The sequence below is a fragment of the Micromonospora sp. NPDC049047 genome, assembly GCF_040649135.1.
Lineage (GTDB): Bacteria > Actinomycetota > Actinomycetes > Mycobacteriales > Micromonosporaceae > Micromonospora.
This window is the reverse complement of sequence record NZ_JBEZEY010000024.1, coordinates 35,791-52,940: the sequence shown is the minus strand read 5'-3', so window position 1 is coordinate 52,940 and position 17,150 is coordinate 35,791. Positions and strand designations below refer to the sequence as shown.

Sequence of the window (17,150 nt, the reverse complement as noted above, 5' to 3'; positions counted from 1 at the left end):
GCCGTAGGGGGTTCGCAGGGACAGCGACATCATCCGGGCATCGTGCCGGAGGGACGACCTCAGGCTCTACCTGGTATTCGGAGCGGGTATAGATCGGCGGCTCCGCCCGACAGCGAGAGGGTTTCCACAGGTCAGGGCCTTTGGGAACCCTCCTTCTTCGTGTTCACGGTGATTCGTCGAGGTCAAGCACGCTCTGGGCTGCCGAGCAGGACCGGACCAGTTCCGCCTGGTCGTCTGGACCGGCGGGCCGAACAGCTATCCCACCGACGCCACCACATTCGACACCAGCCGAGGCGCCGATTACGACGTCGACGCGGCCGTACCGAAAACCACAATCTCGGGGCGGGTGAGCATCCAAAGATGATCACAGGGGGTGCGGCGGCTGCCGTCGCCGCGCCCCGCTACGGAGGTAGATTGACCGGCATGGCAGTGCCACTCGCGGTCCATCGCGCGTCGGTCTGGGTGCAACACGGCCAGGTGCTGGTCAGCGGCGCGGAAGACGGCGACCTGGCAGGCCTCGACGACTCGTGGGACGACGCGGTCGAATCCGGGCGCTTCGTGGGCGCTGCCGACGGCATCGTGAACATCGTGACTCCCCGCGCGGACAGCAGCGGCACCCCATTCACCGTCGAGGAATGGGCCGACGAGCCGCCGGATGACCGACACGACTGGGATCACGAAGTCGACATCGACATGGACGTGTCGAGTGGGAAGCTGGAGCTCTTTCTCACGACCGGCGAGATAGAAGACGGCACCGTCCGACTCACCAAGGCCGGCGCGTGCCGGATGCGGGTGTCCGCCCGGTTCCCCGAGGCCGGCGGCGACGCCGCCGACGTGTACCGGCTACGGGTATGGCCGCGCACGGCCGACACGCCGCCGCAGCTCCGGCAGTCCTGGCCGCACTGGCCCAGCGTCCGGTCATGACACCACCGAACACGCCCCAGCCGACTCGCCGCCGGCGGCTCGCCTCCTGGGCGCCATGGGCGCCATCGTGACCGTCGCGCTCAGCGGGCCGGTCTCCACCGGCATATCGCCGACGGCAGAATCGACGCCAGCACTCACCCGGCACGACCGCGCGCTCAGCGGGTTTGTAGTCGCTGCGTGATGAACAGGGCGGCGCGGTCCAGGGCCTGGTCGGCTTCGTCGAGCCGGCCGATGAAGGACTGGAAGACGTGCGGAACGCCCGCGGTGATGTCGAGGATGACGTCGACCTCGGCGTCGCGGGCGCGTTTCGCCAGCCGGACCGAGTCATCGAGCAGCAGCTCGTTCGTGCCGACCTGCAGCAGGATCGGTGGGAACCCGGTCAGGTCGGCGAGCACGGCGGGCGCGGTGAGCTCCTGGTTCGGGTCCTGGCCCCCGAGGTAGAGCCCCGCCGTGTGGGCCATGCCCTGCCGGGTGAAGAACGGGTCGATGCCCTCCTTGGTGTCCATCGACTCGCCCGTGCGGGTGTGATCCAGGCCGGGCGAGAACGCGACCAGCGCGCCCGGCAGAGGCAACCCGGCGTTTCGGGCGGCGAGGGTGGTGGTCACCGCGAGGCCGCCACCGGCGGAGTCGCCCGCGAACGCGATTGACTCGGCGGCGACACCGCTGTCGAGCAGGGACCGGTACGCCGCGAGGCAGTCCTCGATCGCGGCCGGGAACGGGTTCTCCGGGGCCAGCCGGTAGTCGAGGGAGAAGGCACGCACTCCTGTCCGGATGACCAGACTCGCGGTCAGACCCATCGCGGTCCGCGGAGATCCGAGCGCGAACGAACCCCCGTGGAGGTACAAAATCGTGCCCGGCCGGGTCTCGCCCTCCGGTTCGACAAGCGCTGCAGGACGGCCGCCCAGGGTCACCTCCGAGGTCCGCACCGGAGGAACCGGGAACAGTGCCATGAACGCGGCGAATCTCTCCCGCATGGTCTCGACGGGCTCCGGCGCGAAGTCCTCGGGTCCGTCGCCCAGCATGGCGCCGATCGTCGCGCGCTGTTCCTTGCTCATGTCCAACGCCTCCCCCCAGGCGATAAAGTGGATGCCGTGGAAGCTAATATACCTGCCACGGCATCTATCTCCGATGCCGGTTCCGTCACACTCGCTCAGGTATTCAGTGACCTGGTCCGCTGTGAGACGCGGCTCTACAACGCCTTGAACGAGACGTTGCGGCGGAAGCACGGCATCGTGGCTTCGCAGTTCGAGTTTCTGAGGTACCTACGTGACCATCCTGGTGCGCGGGTCGCCGATCTCGCCGAGTTCTTCGCGATCGGAGTCGGGGCGACCAGCAAGGGCGTGGGCCGGCTCGAGGCCCGGGCCTGGGTTCGGCGTGTGCCGAACCCCGCCGACGGCCGGTCACTGCTCCTGGAGTTGACTCCGCAGGGCGCGGAACTCGTCGGTGACGCCGAAGGCACCTTCCAGGAACACCTGGCCACGCACATCGGTCGGTCGATCGCCCCGGCCCGGATCGCGGAACTCGGTCAAACGCTGGCACGGCTGCGCTTCACCCTGGAGCAGGGCGGTATCGGCACGCCTGTCGGCTGAAGACCACGGCAGCGCCTGCCACGTAGGCCACGGATGGACCTCGTGGGTACTGGCGACACGAACGTTGGCCCATCGGTTCGGGCACCCCAGCGTCGTTCGGGCGACGTCACTTGCCGATGGCGTCGCCGGTGACGTCGAGGGCTCGCGCGGAAGCCCTTACCGGGAGTTGCGCCTGACCGCCGCCTTCCCCGGCGCGACCCGTCCGCGCCCGGCGCGGCGACGCGGTCGCTCGGCTTTGTGCGAGATTGATTGATCGGCGCCACCACCAGCGGCGATCAACTTCGCTGTTCCGTAGAAGTGGACGGCGGGACGGCTCTCAACCAACCCCGTCCCAAAGGAGTGGAAGTCATGATGCTGCGCAAGGCGTTCGGAGCGCTGCTGGCGTTGCTGACCTTCGGCACGGTGCTGGTCGTCACGGCGACTCCGTCGCAGGCAGCGGTGGCCTGCTCGGGCACGGTCACCTACAGCTACGCGTACCCGCCGAGCAAGCCCGTTGCCGAGTTGGTCATCTACTACAACAGCACCAACGGCGGCACGAACAGCGCCTGCATGTACCACCGCGGCGCGGCGTACGGTTCCTCGGCGCGGACCTCCGTGCAGATCGCCCGGTGCGCGGAGACCTCCGGCTCCGGCTCGTGCACCGCTACCGCGGTCTCCACGAAGGACAACGCGGACTACCTGTACTACGCCGGGCCGCGCGGTGTGACCGGCACGGCGAACAACTGCGTCGACGCGTACGGCGAGATGGACTGGGCCGGCACCACCTACTGGATCCACTCCGGTCGCCAGGGCTGTTGAGTTCGGTGACACCTGACCGGTGGCCCGGCGGGATCCGTCTCGCCGGGCCACCGGTGCTGGCTGTCCGCGTACCCCCCAATCAGGGGTAGACGCAAGCGGTACGGCGGGCGGCGAGCCGCTGGTCGGCGGCGAGCGGCAAGGCCTCGACGGTGCTGGCGCCGTCGGGGCGGGCCACCCGCACGTCGACTACGTCGGTCGGCGCGCCACCGCCGAGACAGGCGACCGCGGCCACCGGGATCTCGGCAGGGGGTCCGGGTTGCACGGACGGGCGGTCGAGCTTCCAGCCGAGGTCGAACGGCGGGGCGTCCATGCCGGTCATTCCGATCTGGTGCCAGCGGCGCTCCGCCGGCAGCGCGGGGTCGTCCGCGTAGTAGGCGGCAAAGCCGACGATCTCCACGTGCGTGCCGGTCGCGCTCAGCCGCCACCCACCCGGGCCGGCCACATCGGGGGCGATCGCGAGGGCGATCGCGGCCGGCCCGGGTCGGTCGCCCCTGCAGCGGGACGGTTCCAGGCCCGTGGGCGGGTTGCCGTGTACCACCCCGGAGGCGATCAGCCCACCGCCGGCCAGGGTGAACCACCGGATGTCGGGGGTCTGGGAGGTGGAGTCGGTGATCCGCTCACCCAGGCAGTAGCCGGTGAGCCCGACCACGCAGCCGGGCGGGATGGTGTAGAGGATGCCCTGGTCGCGGCGGGGCTCGCTCCGGACATGCACGCCACTGCCGTACGTGACGGCGGTGAAGGCCGCATCCGTGGAGGGCGCCGGGCAGGCTGTGGTGGTCGTCGTGCCAGCGGCCGCCGTCGCCCCCTTGACCGCCCACTTCAGCTGGTTCATCGGCACCACGGCGGCCGTACCGGCGAGACCGGCGACCGTCAGCGCCGCCAGCGCCAGTCGCCGTCGGAGTTTCCGGTGCCGCAGGCTGCCCGCGGGCCGGGCGTGGGTCGGTCCGGCTGCGCCGCTGGTGCCGGTTGGCTCACCCGTAGCCGGGGCGGGTAGATCCCCAGCAGTCACAGTGGATGGTGGCTCTGCGAGGGGCGTGGCGATCGGTTCGGCCGGCGTCGGGTCGGGTGTTTCTGCCCTCGCCGGGTCGCCTGGCGCGCCGGCCGAACTGGCGGGCCGCAGTTCCTCGTCCAGATCGAGCCAACGCTGCCTCCACTGGGCGGTGTCCCCGCCGCAGGCCCCGACGTACGCGAGCAGCACGTCCAGGCTGGGTTGCCGGATTCCGCTGGCTGCGGCGGAGAGGGTCGAGGCGCTGTAGCCGGCGATCTCGGCCAGTCGCCGGTAGGTGGGGTTGCCCGCTTCGACACGTAACTGCCGTAGCTCGTGGGCGAAGGACGACAACGGTCCAGCCGTCGGATCTACGGGCCGCTCGTGCCGAGCCATGCCGCTCCCTTGTCCCGGTAGCGCCCTGGAGCGGAGGTGCCGCAGCACAGGACTCATGTTCCCTGGTAAGTCGTCCAAAGTGGGGAATTATATTGAATGCCTCGGGCGGCAGACGACGGCTACCAGTGTGTGCGGGGGTGGCGTGGGACCGGGCAGTGGGCGCTCAGCCGTTGACCGTCGCCGGGTGCGGCCCGACACGCAGGTCCGCTCCAGCGAGCTGATCGCATCGACCGCTGCGGCGCTCAGGTCGAACCGGGTTGACCGACTTCGGTATGACGGTCCGGCCCGGCTGGAGGTGCCGGCGGAGGAGCACCCGTCCGCCGGTGCGGCCGTTGCCGCACCGTCAGCCCCTGCTCCCTGTCGCCTTCGCGTATTTCAACGTGCCGTTCGTGACGTGAGCCAGATGCGCGCTGCCCTCACCATCGAAGACGCCGACATCCACGTCTTCGATGGAGTACCCAGGCAGGCCGCCGCAGCCCTGGTCGTCCTACACTCGAGCGTGACTTTCCGGCTATTTCGCCGGGGACGGCTTGGGCAGGGCCCACAACTCGGAGATGTAGTCCTGAAGCTGGCCGCCCAGGAAGTTCATGCAGGGCGCGTTCCCCAAGTAGTCGCTCTCGGCCAGCATCTGGAGCATCTCTCCGAGGGTGACGGTGTGGTAGCCGACAAAAGGCACCTCGCTGAACTTGTATTGCCGCTTCTCGGTGAGGAGCGCCGCGCACGTCGAGTCCGTCGATGCGGCTGCCTGCAATTCTTCAAATATCCGCCACGCCGCCTGGTACCGACCGGTGAGTCTCAGTTCGGTGTTGTTCTGCGATTCGCTGGCGATCCGTCGCCGGCTGGTCACGACCGCCTTTTCGACGTCCCGAGGGACCTGAACGTTCTTGATCCCCGGGTTCAGGAAGCTTGCCGACTCGTTCTCTCCGAGGTCGCGAAGATATCCGGAGATCATCAGCAACAGATTGAGGGCGGCGTCGGATGGGCGGTATCGCACCGGTTGCATGTGCATCTCCGAACGAAGAGAGGATCGAGACGGCCACCTAACGTTTTCACGGAAGGTCCTTCACCGATGAGCAGTAGCGGATAGCTGACAGGATTTGGTCAGGTGGGCGAGATCCATGAACAGGCGTGAGGCCGGCCACCGAGTTACGAGACGTCCCTTGGGCTGCCGCTCAAAACTGCCGATGACAGCTGCGGGAGCGGTCGATGGGTGCCGGTAGGGTCCTCGGCGTGGACGCGAACGAGATCACGCCGCATCTGTTGCCCAATCGCTTTGCGGATGCGGTCGGACCCAGTGCGGGCGGTCCGGCCCGCGACCACTGCCGCTGCGTCGGCCACTCGGTCGCTACCCGGCCGAACAACGTCGTCTTCCACGCGGACCGTCAGGACACCGAGGCGGCAGGTTGGCGGCATCTGCTGGCGCTGATCGACGAGGCCGCGGCGGATGGGCGGACGGTGTTCAAGCCGTTCGTGGCGCTGAGTGCTCCTGAGCGGCGGCAGATCGTCACGCTACCGGCGACGATCGCGAAGCTGACCGCCGTCAAACGTCTGGTGCTCTACGGCACGAATCTGGTTCGTATCCCGCCCGAGATCGGGTCAATGACCAGCCTTGAGGTCTTCGATCCGTACACCTCCCACCGGCTGCACTGGTACCCGTACGAGCTGACCAGATGCACGAAGCTCACCGACAGCACGGTGAGCACGCGCGTCCTCTATGGCAACTTCAAGTTCCGCCCGCCGTTTCCGCGGCTGCGGGCGGTGACCCGACCGGTAGAGACGGACTTCGCCGCACTCGACCCAGAGGTGTGGGGCTGCGACGCGGTGCGAAGCTGCAGCGTCTGCGGTGGGCCGGTTGACGGTGAGCTTCGCCAAGTCTGGATCTCTGGCCTGGTCGCCACCGACGTGTTGCCGATGCTGGTAAACGCATGCTCCGCGGCCTGCGTGGCGGCACTGCCGCAGCCGTACCCCGGCTATCTCCCGACGCCGCACACCGGCGGCCCGGACCTCGTCCAGCCGGCTGCCAGGCGATGAGGCGGCTACCACGAGCCCACCCGCAACTGCCGATGAGCGGATGTCCTCGGTCCGTTGGCGTGTGATGATCGGCTGTGATGAGCAGTGGTCGAGATGCCGATTTCGTTCTCGGCGAGGCGCGTCGGCATCACCTGGCGCAGGTGAACGGCGTGCTTCGGCGCCCTGGCATGTATGGCAGGGACGAGATCGCCGAACGGCTTCTGCTCGAGGCGATGGCCGCCGTGGATGGAAGCCTTGAGCGGTGGTCGACGGAGTGCGACGGACTGCGCGAACGCGACGCGTTCACCCCGACAGGTGTCGTGGGCGCTTACCGCAACATCCTGCCGGCAGATGCCGTGCGTGATGCCGCGGCCTCCGTCTACGCCGAGATTGCCCATCGTCTCGGCTGGCTTGAGCTGGATCGGGCGCTGTCCGAGGCAGAGTATGGGCAGCTCAGCGCCGACATCAGCGGTTGGCTGTCGCGACAGCGGACGCTGGCCGACGTCATTGAGACGTTCGGGCGACCGTCAATCTGGATCGGCGGAACGAACCCGTCCTACCCCAAGACGCTTGCCTACACCACTGCCGATCGCGACCACGTCCTCATCTGTTTCCATTTATGGAATGCTCTGGCGAACACTGCAGCCGAGACGGGGCTGCAGGGCGTCCACCCCGAACCGGTGCTTCTGGCCGTACGCCATCGACCGGGCAAGTTCCCCGAGTCGTTCTCCTTCACGCCGGAGGGCCAGCAGCGTAGGCCTACTTCTGATCAGCGGAGCCCGCTCAGGTCAACCGTCTGGATCTTCCACGGTGAACCCGCCCGATATGCCTCCGGAGTGTTCGACACTCTGGACGCTGGACTCGCCTGGGCTGTCGAGCGCCGCGTGACCGGAATCCTGGCCGAGTACGCCATCGGGGGAGCCTACGACGTCGCAGTCAGCGAAGGCCGGTTCACGCCATCGAAAGCGCACCACGGCACCTCGGACCACGTCGCCGCCTTCAGTCCTGGGTTACGTCACGTCCATCTGACCCGTGGCCGCCAAAATCAATAGACATCACTCATGCCGTGGACCGCGCGTTTTCGTCGCTCGGTGCGCAGTCATGCCGATGAGCGGATGTCTACGCCTGCACGCTTTCCGGCGGTTCGACGCGCTGCTGTGCTGGATGGCGGCGCTGGCCTTCGGGTAGATCGGCCTGCCGCTGGACCGATCGAAATGGCTCATTGGATCGGTGTGTCGGTGATTCGGTATCGCCTGGGTGGGCAGCGGATGTCAGGCGGATCAGGGTCATGCCGTAGGCGACGATCCACACGACCCAGATCAGCCAGCCGAGAAGGCCGAGTAGACCAACCCGACCGGGGTCGTCGATGACCAGAGGGCTCAACACGGCCGAGCCGAACTGGAGTGCGGCGGCCAGCAGGCCGATCCCGCTGTGCCAGCGGCGGATCAGGCCGGCGTGTCGGCCGCTGATGGACAGGCCGGTCATGGCCAGTGCCAGGAAGGTGCCGTTGAAGATGAACAGTGCATCGTGTAGTGCCCAGAGTCCGGCGGTCGTGCTGCTGTCCTGCGCGGTCGTTGACGCGAGCGCGAGCCGGGTGGCCATCACGCCGGTGAAGGTGATGTTCTGCATGATCACCCCGGCGAATCCGACCAGGGACCAGGCTGTGCCTTGCTCGCGGTCGGAACGCCACAGCACGGAGACCGCGCCGGCGCCGAACAGGGTGGCCAGTACCCAGGCGATCGGTACGAGTGCTGACGCGAGGCCGACCGTGTCCTGTTGCGTGGTGAAGAACTGGACAACTTCGGTGCTCTCCGCGCCGGTGTGGGGCAGGCCGGCTGGTACCAGGAAGGCGTTGATGGAGGTGATCAGGATGGCGAAGCCGAGTCCGGCGAGGCCGGCGATTCGCGAGAACGTCCAGGTGCTTCCGACGCCGAGTATGCGCAGCATATATTGAATATAAGACCCGGAAACCGAAGGGGGCAAGCCATGACCGCCGAGGCAGGCAGGCGCAGATACGAGTCACTGCGCCGGGCGGCGCAAGCGGCAGAGACCAGGGGTGAGATCGCCAGCGCCGCCCGACGGCTGTTCCTCTCCCGGGGCTGGGCGGCGACCACGGTACGTGACGTGGCTCGGGAGGCCGGGGTCTCGGTGCCGACCGTCTACGCGGTGTACGGGAACAAGACCGGGCTGATCCAAGCCCTGGTCGACGCAGTAAACATCGCCGCGGATCCACCGCAGTCGCTCGCCGAACTGGAAGGGGCTGGAAACGATCCGGTGCGGCAACTCGCGGCGATGGCCGGCTACGACCGGCGCCTCTTCGAGCGTGCAGGTGACGTCATCGCGCTCGTGCGCGAGGCGGGCCGCACCGAGCCCGCGCTGGCGACCGCCTACCGCGACGGCCGTCAACAGGGGGACGAAACGAGGACCCAGGTGTTCTCGTCGTGGCCGGTCGGCGTTCTCCGAGAAGGATTGAACATACCGGCGGCTGTCGATATCTATGCGGCGATCTGCAACATCGACGTCTACACCACACTGACCGACGAACGCGGCTGGCAACCCGATCAGGTCGAACGCTGGTGGACCGAGGCCCTGGCCCGCGAACTCCTGACCTGACGTGCCAGGCGGCGGTGACCACAGTGCGTCCGGCTGTGACCAGATCGCGCCAGTGGCCTCGGCGAAAGAAGAAGGTGTTCAGGGTCCAGGCGCACCAGCATGCCGCTGGCGCCCGCAAAAGGGGGGCTCCCCGACATGTCCGGCGACGCCTGGTACGCAAGATGGCGAGGCCATCGGCCGGTCCCGCGGCGGACTGAGCACGAAGGTCCACCTGGCGGTCGACGGTCGCGGCCGGCCGCTTTCGATCCTGCTCACCCCGGGCCAGGCCGGCGACAACCCGCAACTCCTCGCCCTGCTCGACGCGATCTGCGTCAACAAGTCCGGACCTGGCCACCCGATACGCCAAACGCGCATCCCTCTACCGATCCAGCCTGTCCTCATCGCCGCCATCATCTGGCTCCGATGACTCGCCTCAAGCAGCGACCTGCGCCGAGCTGACAAACCAGAAACCCGACTCGACATCGATGGGCTCATCCACCCAGGGCTGCACGATGGCGGCGAGCCGCGCTGTCATGGGCCACACGTCCACGACCCACCCGTCGGGCGTCACCTCGACATGCGCGCGCAGCAGCTCGACTACCTCCGATGGCAGATCCCATGAGCGTTCGAGGACATCGTCCACGCCGAACTTTTCAACAATGTTGACCACCACCACGGCGAGACTCTAGCCGAGCCCTGCCGCACCGCCCCATGATCGACAGTACATGTCCTAGGCGGAGGTGCGTCCGGATACCGGTGTCGCATCTGGACGCATTGGCAACGCCTCCGGTCGCCACTGAGGCCTGCCGCAGCCCGGTGACGATCGGCAGGACAGGTGCCTACTGCGGCAGAACCGGCGCCAGCAGGTCCAGCAGGGCGTCGTGGTGGTGACCGGTGCTGATCAGGGCTGTTCCAGGGCCGGCAAGTACCGGTCCGCCGCGAAGGTCGGTCACCCGGCCGCCGGCCTCTTCGAGGATCACAGGCATCGGCGCCAGATCCTCGTACCCCATCTCCGACCCGGCGATCACGATTGCGTCGAGTGCCCCGGAGAGCAGTCCGCCGATACCGCCGAGATAGCCGGTGATCGTGGTGTGTCGGTGCAGAGTGAGGAGCACGTCGGCCGGCCACCCATCGGGGTTCACCAACTGCACGCGAGCGGTCGTGAGGTCGCCTGCCTCCCTCAGCAGGGGCCTCCTGTCGACGCCACCGGAGCGAATCCGACAACCGAGTCCTCGACCGGCGTGGATCAGCTGCCGGCCAACCGGCTCGTTGATGACAGCCAGGGCCGGTCCGTGCTCGTCCTCGAGCGCGAGGTTGGTGCCGAAGAGGGGGATGTGGTGTGCGAAGTAGGTGGTCCCGTCGATCGGGTCGATGATCCAGCGACGTCGTGACGTGCCGGTTGTTTCCCCGGCCTCTTCGCCGTAGGCCCCGTCGGCCGGGAAGCGCCGCGACAGCTCCCCACGGATCAACGCTTCGACGGCGAGGTCGACGTCGGTGACATCCGTTCCGTCCGGCTTGGTGGACGTCACGAAGTCGGCGGCGAAGAACCGCTCGGCGGCGAGGTTGCCAGCCCGCTCGGCGATCTCGATCGCGAAGTCCAGCAGGGTGCGGTCGACCGGGGGCGCTGCCATGCGCGAACAGTAACCGACGAACAGCCTCACCCCGTCACGTCACCACCGACCGCGACGAAGGCCGAGCATGTCGATCGTGGCAGCGAGATGATGGCAGCGATGGGGGTGGCGAGGTGTAGGCCTTCGGTGGTGAGGGTCTCGATCGTCGCGGCGGCGCGGACGGTGGCGGAGTGGTGGTGCTCTGAACCGGCGCCGAGGGCGTCCTCGGCGCCGATGAGCATCGGGATGCTGATCCGGCCGATGGTGTCAGTGATGATCATGCCGACCGTGTGGGTGCATCCGGTCTGCGGGCAGCGTGCGGCGGCGTTGGCGACGAAACCCAGCTGATCGGCGGCCTGTTGCACCCGTGGCCGGGTCTCCGGCCATAGCGCACCGCGGCCGTTGAGCGCCTCCGAGGCCGCGCCCGTGGAGGCCCCTGCGAGCGCCGCAATCTCGCTGATGGTGACGGCGCGTTCGACGGTGCTCAGCGTTTCCTCCACAGTGTCCTGTCGGTCCCTGCTGGGTGGTTGATGGGAGCATGGGCATGTCGAAGTCCGACTTGACGTGACCGCTACTCTGTTGTTGGTCAATCACGGTGACCGAGTCGTCATGGACCTCCCGGCTGGGGTCCAGTGAGGGCGACTGAAGGGTGTGCCACCCTCCGCGCGTTACACCCTTGTCGTTGTAGGTGCGTTATCTCGATTGCCGTTGGCCGGGCAGCGGAACGGGAGACGAGCGTGCCCTCATTCGACCTTGCGGCTGTGCCGGCCACGATGGTGCGACCGCTGATTGTCGCGATCGCCCACATTCCGATCATGCTGCTAGCACTGTGTATCGCGCCGATCTTGCTCCTCTTGGCGGTAAGGCCCCAGTCGCGCGGTGACCTGGCGGTCCGACTGCTGTGCGAGTTGCGGATCTGGAGCCGGGACGCGGTGGGTGCCGCCAGCGGTCGGCGTACGCGGTGACCCGCGTCCAGATCAAGGATCTCGCACGCGCCCGTCGCCGCTACACCGGTGAGAGCTATCAGCAGGCTCAGAATCTCGTCGCGGCTGTGCCTGCCGGCGAGGCGCTGCTGCCCGACGCGCTCAGCGAGCCGCAAGCGGCCGTCGAGTCCGCTGTCATGAACCAGCTTCTCCTTGCGTCGCGGGAGTTGTCGGTGGACCTCCCCGATCGCTGTGTTCCGCTGCCTGTGCAGGCTGTTCGTCCGCTGGCGGCGTCGCTTCGCGTTACGGTGCCGATCAACGAGGTCGAGCAGTTCGCCGCCATGCTCAGCACCGGGGGCACCACCTCGGGCGGGCGGGCGGGCGAGGCATTCATGGTCACCTCGGCCAAAGATGTCGTGATCCTGGCCTTGCCGGATCAGGCGGATGGGCAGGTGCAACTGCGGTGTTCGTGGGACCGGCTTCGTGCGGCGCTGCGCACCGCGCCCAGCGTCGAGGTCCTGTCCGGCGGCCGGCTACGGGTGTTTTCTGGCTCGCTGCGGGCGGTACCCCGACCGGAGCATCGTGCGGCGCTTAGTGCCTGCCTCCGGCGCGTCAGGCTGTTCTCGAACCCTCATGCCCTCTCCTGGTTGGAGGACTGGAATGAGTGGGTGCTCTCGGACCGCCGCCAGGATCGCCCGGTGCCGCCAGAGGAGGTGCGCTCGGCATTTGCCAAGTCACGCTTTGGTCCGACGAGCGCCCAGGTTTCCGTGCTCCTCTGGGGCGGGGCACAGGCGGGGACGGCTGGCGCCCCGCGGCACCTGCCTTCTACTGACCGCGTCGATCCGCGCACCGCCACCACGCGCGTTTCCCCAGCCCCGGAGAGCGATGAGGTGTCCCTCGCCGGCGTCACATTCGTTCTCTCTGCCGCCGAGTTGACGCGACTCGTCGCCAGGCGCGCTCTGCCTGGGGCAGTCATCTGGCACACCCACCCCGACTCCGATCCCATCATGGCGGCCGCAGTTCGCGCGGCGATGCGCCGGGTGGCCACGTTGGCCGCGGAGCTTGTGCGGGCTGGGCTCGGCGCGGTCTCGATGATCATCGGTTTCCAACTCCCACTGAGCACCAGGCAGGTCGACGTGGTGCTCGCCGGTGTGCATCCGGAGACAGGGCGTCCTGCGTACGTGGTTGTCGAGTTGAAGCCGTGGACGCATGCACGGTCGGTGGCGAATTCTGATTCGCTGGTGGCGGTCGGGCACGCGGGAGTGGCGAATCTGCATCCGGGTGTGCAGGTTGGCGCCTACTGCGAATACCTGGATGACGTTCTCGGTGTGCTGGCCGCTGACGGGGACGGTTCGATCCGAGGGGCCGCCTATCTATACCAGGCCGTGGATCGCGACGTCAGCGACCTGCTCGCCCGCCGTGCGGACAACCACGGCCGGGTCTTCACCAAGCAACGACGGGGACAGTTCCTCGACTACCTGCGCGCTCACCTTGGTTCCGCCTCCGGAGCGGGTGCCGCTGACCGGCTGCTCGCGAGTCCAGTACGCCCCAGCAGGCACCTGCTGGGGTACGCCGGCCAGGAGCTGCGGGAGCGCTCGCACTTCAGGCTGCTCGACGAGCAACGCGTGGCGTACGAGATGGTGTTGCGCGCGGTGAAGCGCGCCCGTACCGCGGAACGCAAGACAGTCGTGGTGGTGTCTGGTGGGCCAGGTAGCGGCAAGAGCGTCATCGGCCTGTCAGTGCTCGGAGAGCTGGCCCGGCAGGGCCATTCGGTCATGCACGCCACCGGGTCGCGGTCGTTCACGCAGACCTTGCGCCGATACGCCGGTACGGGAAGTCAGCGGCTCCGAAGCCTGTTCCGCTACTTCAACAGCTTTATGGAAGTTGAACCGAACGGCCTCGACGTGCTGATCTGTGACGAGGCCCATCGCATACGGGCAACCTCGGTCAACCGATTCACCCCGGAAAGTCGGCGAGACCGGCATCGACCGCAGATCGAGGAGTTGATGGAAGCTGCCCGGGTGCCGGTCTTCCTTCTCGACGAGGACCAGGTGGTCCGGCCTGGAGAGTTGGGTAGCCTGACGCACATCGCTCGGTATGCCGAAAAGCACGGCCTGGAGATCGAGGTTGTCTCCTTGCGTGACCAATTCCGCTCGGGCGGCAGTCGCACCTACGTCCAGTGGACCGAAGCCCTGCTCAGCGCCGACGATGATGAGCCGATGACGTGGAGCGGGGACGGTCGTTTCGACCTGCGGATGGTCGACTCGCCGGAAGAGATGGAGGCATTCCTCGCCGGCAAGCATGCCGCTGGCGAGACGGCGAGATTGTCGGCTGGCTACTGCTGGCCCTGGAGCGATCCTCGACCGGACGGTTCGCTCGTGCCGGACGTGCAGATCGACGGGTGGGCCCGGCCCTGGAACGCCAGGAGTGAGCGCAGCGTCGGCGATGCCCCCGGTTCCGCCTTCTGGGCAACCGACCTCAACGGCTTCGGTCAGATCGGCACCGTCTACACCGCGCAGGGCTTCGACTACGACTGGGCAGGCGTCATCGTCGGTCCGGACCTTGTCGCCCGTGACGGCCGACTGGTCACCCGCCCTTCAGCGTCGAAGGATCCGATGTTCCGCAACAGTGCGGCTATGAGTGACGAAGTCGCCGACCGCCTCATTCGCAACACCTACCGGGTGCTGATGACCCGGGGCATGCGTGGTGTGCTGCTCTATTCCACGGATCCAGAGACTCAGGCGTTCCTGGCTGCCCGGCTGCATGCGGGGCACGGTCTGCCACCGACTCCGGGGGTTCCGGGGGCTGACGACCGGTGAGCCGTGCGTTCGGAACGGCCAAGTTCGGTGGCGCCGGCCCCTTCTACGGGCCTGCACTCGCCAGACAGGGCTCCGGCAAAGTCGGGCCATTAGACTCCGCGCATGCAGCATTGCCGACTTTTCTCCGCCAATCGCACAGCGATCGGGGCGTTACTGCTGGTCTTGGCCGTAGCCGGCTGCGATTCCAAGGCGGAATCGTCCTCCGATGCCACCTGGTCGAGCCCTGACACCGCCGCTACCGCGACCGCCTCCCGCGCTGCTTCCCCCTCAAGTCCCCGTGACGCCGTACCTTCGGCCTCTTCCTCCGCCACCGCGGACGAGTCACGGAAGGCTGAAGTGGTACAGGAGCCCAAAGCAGCACAGAGGACGGAGGCGCCGAGCGGGGGCGGCACCAAGTACCCGGCGTGTGCTGACGGCGACTGCAAAGTGTCCTTCTCCGGTTCGGTCAAATTCCCACTCGGCAAGTGGACGGTGTCGTCCTCCGTGGAGAATGGCGGTGTCAGGGTGCGACTGACCGACGCCAATGGCAGAGGCGGCGGGGGCGGCTTCATGGCAGGGCCCGGGTGCGCTGTGGCGATACACGCCGACGGCGGCGGGCGAGTCGGATGCGACCAACCCGGAGCCGAGCCCGAACCGGGAGGGTGGGTCGTACACCTGCTGGAACTGGACGGGAAAGCTGCGGTCATCCGAGCGATCCTGGGCTGACTGTGAGGATCGCTGTCGCAGCCACAGGGGAGGTGCGGCTCTGCGCCAAGGCGCGCCACCACTTGTCCGCAGCGCCGCCCTCTACGACTGCGCGACGAGGAGATCCGCCATCTAGCGGCGGTCAATTTTGCGCTACGCCACGTGTGTGCCGAATGGCAAAGTAGCCCATGTGAGCCTGACTCAGGCGCGCAGCGCGTTTCAGTGGCGTCGGCGGCGATCAGCGGAGCACGAGCAGGTCGAGGGCGTCGATGACTGGCCCGGTGTCGATCCTCGCCGCATGGCGAAGTCGGGCGAGGCCCGTGGCGTAGTCATCGTCGCTGATCAGATGCAGGAGGGTGTGCGCCTCGCGGCGTAGCGTCGTGGCGGCCTCGTGCAGGGACGCGGCGGTGGTCTGCGGAACCTGTTCGCAGGCGACGGTGTTGAAGCCGGCGGCGGCGAAGGCCGTCTCGACGTCGGCCACGCTGGGATAGGTGTCGAGCACGTGAACGGCCTCCGGGAAGTACCGGAAGAGGGTGATCGCCTGGTGCCGGCCCGCGAACGCGGAGCGGATCAGCAGCGGAGCGCCGGGGCGCAGGACCCGGCGCACTTCGTGGGCCGCGGCGGCAAGGTCGGGCACATGGTGGATGACAGTGGAAATCCAGACGGCGTCAACGCTGTCGTCGTCAAGCGGGATGTGCGCGGCGTCGCCGGGAGCCACAGGCTGGTACATCGAGCGGGCGCGCATCGCCTCGGACGGGTCGACCGCGACGACGTCGACGCCGTTGTACCAGGTGGTGAAGGACTGCGCCCAACTGCCGGTGCCGGAGCCCAAGTCGAGAAGCCGCATCCCGGGGCGGGGACCGAGGTGCCGGGTGATCGCCTCCCGCCAAGCCGTGAGTCCGTCGTCGGTGAGGTGGCGGGTCGCCTCGTACGCCGCCGCGTCCACGCTGTCGTACGCGATTCGAGCCATACCCCTGACTCAACCCTTCTCGATCTGCGGAGTGAAGGGGGCGATGCATTACTTCACATTCGTGGGTCCTGTTGGCCTCATACGACGCGGTCGCCGCGCTGGAGAGTGCCGCGGTGATGGGTTTACCCCGAGGTCTGACCGCTGCGGCAGCATGGTCTGTGACGAACTGCGCAAGAGGAGGGGCAGCCCGCCGACGCCACCGTGCCTAGGGTCAAGTCCATGAGCGTTGACGCGGATACGCGGGCCTGGCTACGTCGATGTGGCGCTGAGGCGATCGAGCACCCCGGCGGCACGCTCTATGCGCACCTGTGCCGTGTGCAGGAGCGCCTTGCCGCGCTCGGGTCGGACGTGGATACGCAGCGCGCTGGCCTCGTCCACGCTGTCTACGGGACGGATGGCTTCGACCTCGCGCTGCTCGACCGGACCGACCGGAAACGGGTGCGCGATCTCATTGGGGACAATGCCGAGGCTCTCGTCTACTTGTACGGCGCCTGTGACCGCAGGCGTACCTGGCGGGACCTGGCGACGACCGGTGAGGTCTTCGACCGCTTCACCAAGGAGCTCAGGACACTGGCCCCGGTCCAGCTCCAACCGTTTGTCGATCTGAGCATCGTCAACGAACTCGACGTCTTCGAGCACGATCGTTCGGTGGTTGACGAGCATGGGGCGTACTTCCGTGAGCTGTTCGCTGCCTGGGCTCCCGTCGCCTCCCCACAAGTAGCCGGGGAAGCGCTGCGGGTCTTGGGGCCTTAAAGAACAATTGCGCGGGCGGCGCCGGTGCCCGTCCCGGCTCAGCCCCGCCGGCCGGGATCCGGCTTCTGCCGCACTCGGCTGGCAAGTGAAGGTCAGG

16 protein-coding genes and 1 pseudogene are annotated in these 17,150 nt (G+C 67.7%); 9 read left to right on the top strand and 8 right to left on the bottom strand.

The window, feature by feature from the left end; genetic code table 11:
* Nucleotides 1-423: 423 nt before the first annotated feature.
* Nucleotides 424-924 carry a hypothetical protein gene (locus AB0B86_RS28045; protein ID WP_357409916.1) on the top strand — a complete coding sequence of 167 codons (501 nt, stop codon included), beginning with the start codon at nt 424-426 and terminating at the stop codon, nt 922-924.
* A 155-nt stretch (nt 925-1,079) separates the two neighbouring features.
* Here the strand turns inward: AB0B86_RS28045 and AB0B86_RS28040 are convergent, their stop codons facing one another.
* Nucleotides 1,080-1,979, bottom strand: a complete 900-nt coding sequence (locus AB0B86_RS28040) for an alpha/beta hydrolase (RefSeq protein ID WP_357409914.1) — start codon at nt 1,977-1,979, stop codon at nt 1,080-1,082.
* A gap of 27 nt (nt 1,980-2,006) precedes the next feature.
* On the opposite strand from AB0B86_RS28040, the gene AB0B86_RS28035 reads away from it, so the two are divergent.
* Together AB0B86_RS28035 and AB0B86_RS28030 are read left to right on the top strand one after the other, a co-directional pair.
* The gene (locus AB0B86_RS28035) at nt 2,007-2,513 is read left to right on the top strand and encodes a MarR family transcriptional regulator (protein WP_357409912.1); all 507 of its coding nucleotides are present in this window, start codon (nt 2,007-2,009) and stop codon (nt 2,511-2,513) included.
* Between the two features lie 348 nt (nt 2,514-2,861).
* The gene (locus AB0B86_RS28030; protein ID WP_357409910.1) at nt 2,862-3,311 is read left to right on the top strand and encodes a hypothetical protein; all 450 of its coding nucleotides are present in this window, start codon (nt 2,862-2,864) and stop codon (nt 3,309-3,311) included.
* Nucleotides 3,312-3,390: 79 nt separating this feature from the next.
* Here the strand turns inward: AB0B86_RS28030 and AB0B86_RS28025 are convergent, their stop codons facing one another.
* On the bottom strand, nt 3,391-4,692 hold the full coding sequence (locus AB0B86_RS28025) for a helix-turn-helix domain-containing protein (RefSeq protein ID WP_357420133.1): 1,302 nt from the start codon (nt 4,690-4,692) through the stop codon (nt 3,391-3,393).
* Between the two features lie 511 nt (nt 4,693-5,203).
* Complete coding sequence (locus AB0B86_RS28020) at nt 5,204-5,695, bottom strand: hypothetical protein (RefSeq protein ID WP_357420132.1); 492 nt, start codon at nt 5,693-5,695, stop codon at nt 5,204-5,206.
* 227 nt (nt 5,696-5,922) lie between these two features.
* On the opposite strand from AB0B86_RS28020, the gene AB0B86_RS28015 reads away from it, so the two are divergent.
* Nucleotides 5,923-6,723, top strand: coding sequence for a leucine-rich repeat domain-containing protein (locus AB0B86_RS28015; protein ID WP_357409904.1), 801 nt, complete (start codon nt 5,923-5,925; stop codon nt 6,721-6,723).
* Nucleotides 6,724-6,800: 77 nt separating this feature from the next.
* Complete coding sequence (locus tag AB0B86_RS28010; RefSeq protein WP_357409902.1) at nt 6,801-7,754, top strand: hypothetical protein; 954 nt, start codon at nt 6,801-6,803, stop codon at nt 7,752-7,754.
* Nucleotides 7,755-7,821: 67 nt separating this feature from the next.
* Here AB0B86_RS28010 and AB0B86_RS28005 read toward each other — a convergent pair whose 3' ends face one another.
* Complete coding sequence (locus AB0B86_RS28005) at nt 7,822-8,649, bottom strand: hypothetical protein (RefSeq protein ID WP_357420131.1); 828 nt, start codon at nt 8,647-8,649, stop codon at nt 7,822-7,824.
* A gap of 39 nt (nt 8,650-8,688) precedes the next feature.
* On the opposite strand from AB0B86_RS28005, the gene AB0B86_RS28000 reads away from it, so the two are divergent.
* Both AB0B86_RS28000 and AB0B86_RS27995 read left to right on the top strand, forming a co-directional pair.
* The gene (locus tag AB0B86_RS28000; RefSeq protein WP_357420130.1) at nt 8,689-9,315 is read left to right on the top strand and encodes a helix-turn-helix domain-containing protein; all 627 of its coding nucleotides are present in this window, start codon (nt 8,689-8,691) and stop codon (nt 9,313-9,315) included.
* A gap of 172 nt (nt 9,316-9,487) precedes the next feature.
* A pseudogene (locus AB0B86_RS27995) lies at nt 9,488-9,622 on the top strand (transposase); the annotation flags it as partial.
* Between the two features lie 105 nt (nt 9,623-9,727).
* Here AB0B86_RS27995 and AB0B86_RS27990 read toward each other — a convergent pair.
* The 3 genes from AB0B86_RS27990 to AB0B86_RS27980 form a co-directional block, all read right to left on the bottom strand.
* Entirely contained in the window at nt 9,728-9,970 is a 243-nt protein-coding gene (locus AB0B86_RS27990; protein WP_357409896.1) for a hypothetical protein, read from the bottom strand.
* A gap of 163 nt (nt 9,971-10,133) precedes the next feature.
* Complete coding sequence (locus AB0B86_RS27985) at nt 10,134-10,925, bottom strand: inositol monophosphatase family protein (protein WP_357409894.1); 792 nt, start codon at nt 10,923-10,925, stop codon at nt 10,134-10,136.
* A gap of 26 nt (nt 10,926-10,951) precedes the next feature.
* Nucleotides 10,952-11,404, bottom strand: coding sequence for a LacI family DNA-binding transcriptional regulator (locus tag AB0B86_RS27980; RefSeq protein WP_357409892.1), 453 nt, complete (start codon nt 11,402-11,404; stop codon nt 10,952-10,954).
* Between the two features lie 461 nt (nt 11,405-11,865).
* Between AB0B86_RS27980 and AB0B86_RS27975 the strand changes: the two genes are divergently transcribed.
* Complete coding sequence (locus AB0B86_RS27975; RefSeq protein ID WP_357420129.1) at nt 11,866-14,646, top strand: DUF2075 domain-containing protein; 2,781 nt, start codon at nt 11,866-11,868, stop codon at nt 14,644-14,646.
* A 922-nt stretch (nt 14,647-15,568) separates the two neighbouring features.
* On the opposite strand, the gene AB0B86_RS27970 is transcribed toward AB0B86_RS27975, so the two are convergent.
* Nucleotides 15,569-16,300: a methyltransferase domain-containing protein gene (locus AB0B86_RS27970; RefSeq protein WP_357409888.1), complete on the bottom strand. Its 732-nt coding sequence runs from the start codon at nt 16,298-16,300 to the stop codon at nt 15,569-15,571.
* Between the two features lie 219 nt (nt 16,301-16,519).
* On the opposite strand from AB0B86_RS27970, the gene AB0B86_RS27965 reads away from it, so the two are divergent.
* Nucleotides 16,520-17,053 carry a DUF6817 domain-containing protein gene (locus tag AB0B86_RS27965; protein ID WP_357409886.1) on the top strand — a complete coding sequence of 178 codons (534 nt, stop codon included), beginning with the start codon at nt 16,520-16,522 and terminating at the stop codon, nt 17,051-17,053.
* Nucleotides 17,054-17,150 lie beyond the last annotated feature (97 nt).

Excerpts from the sequence above, each read along its gene's own strand:
- AB0B86_RS28045 (WP_357409916.1), top strand. The coding sequence starts at position 424 with ATGGCAGTGCCACTCGCGGTCCATCGCGCGTCGGTCTGGGTGCAACAC.
- AB0B86_RS28040 (WP_357409914.1), bottom strand. The coding sequence starts at position 1,979 with ATGAGCAAGGAACAGCGCGCGACGATCGGCGCCATGCTGGGCGACGGA.
- AB0B86_RS28030 (WP_357409910.1), top strand. The coding sequence starts at position 2,862 with ATGATGCTGCGCAAGGCGTTCGGAGCGCTGCTGGCGTTGCTGACCTTC.
- AB0B86_RS28025 (WP_357420133.1), bottom strand. The coding sequence starts at position 4,692 with ATGGCTCGGCACGAGCGGCCCGTAGATCCGACGGCTGGACCGTTGTCG.
- AB0B86_RS28020 (WP_357420132.1), bottom strand. The coding sequence starts at position 5,695 with ATGCAACCGGTGCGATACCGCCCATCCGACGCCGCCCTCAATCTGTTG.
- AB0B86_RS28010 (WP_357409902.1), top strand. The coding sequence starts at position 6,801 with ATGAGCAGTGGTCGAGATGCCGATTTCGTTCTCGGCGAGGCGCGTCGG.
- AB0B86_RS28005 (WP_357420131.1), bottom strand. The coding sequence starts at position 8,649 with ATGCTGCGCATACTCGGCGTCGGAAGCACCTGGACGTTCTCGCGAATC.
- AB0B86_RS28000 (WP_357420130.1), top strand. The coding sequence starts at position 8,689 with ATGACCGCCGAGGCAGGCAGGCGCAGATACGAGTCACTGCGCCGGGCG.
- AB0B86_RS27985 (WP_357409894.1), bottom strand. The coding sequence starts at position 10,925 with ATGGCAGCGCCCCCGGTCGACCGCACCCTGCTGGACTTCGCGATCGAG.
- AB0B86_RS27970 (WP_357409888.1), bottom strand. The coding sequence starts at position 16,300 with ATGGCTCGAATCGCGTACGACAGCGTGGACGCGGCGGCGTACGAGGCG.
- AB0B86_RS27965 (WP_357409886.1), top strand. The coding sequence starts at position 16,520 with ATGAGCGTTGACGCGGATACGCGGGCCTGGCTACGTCGATGTGGCGCT.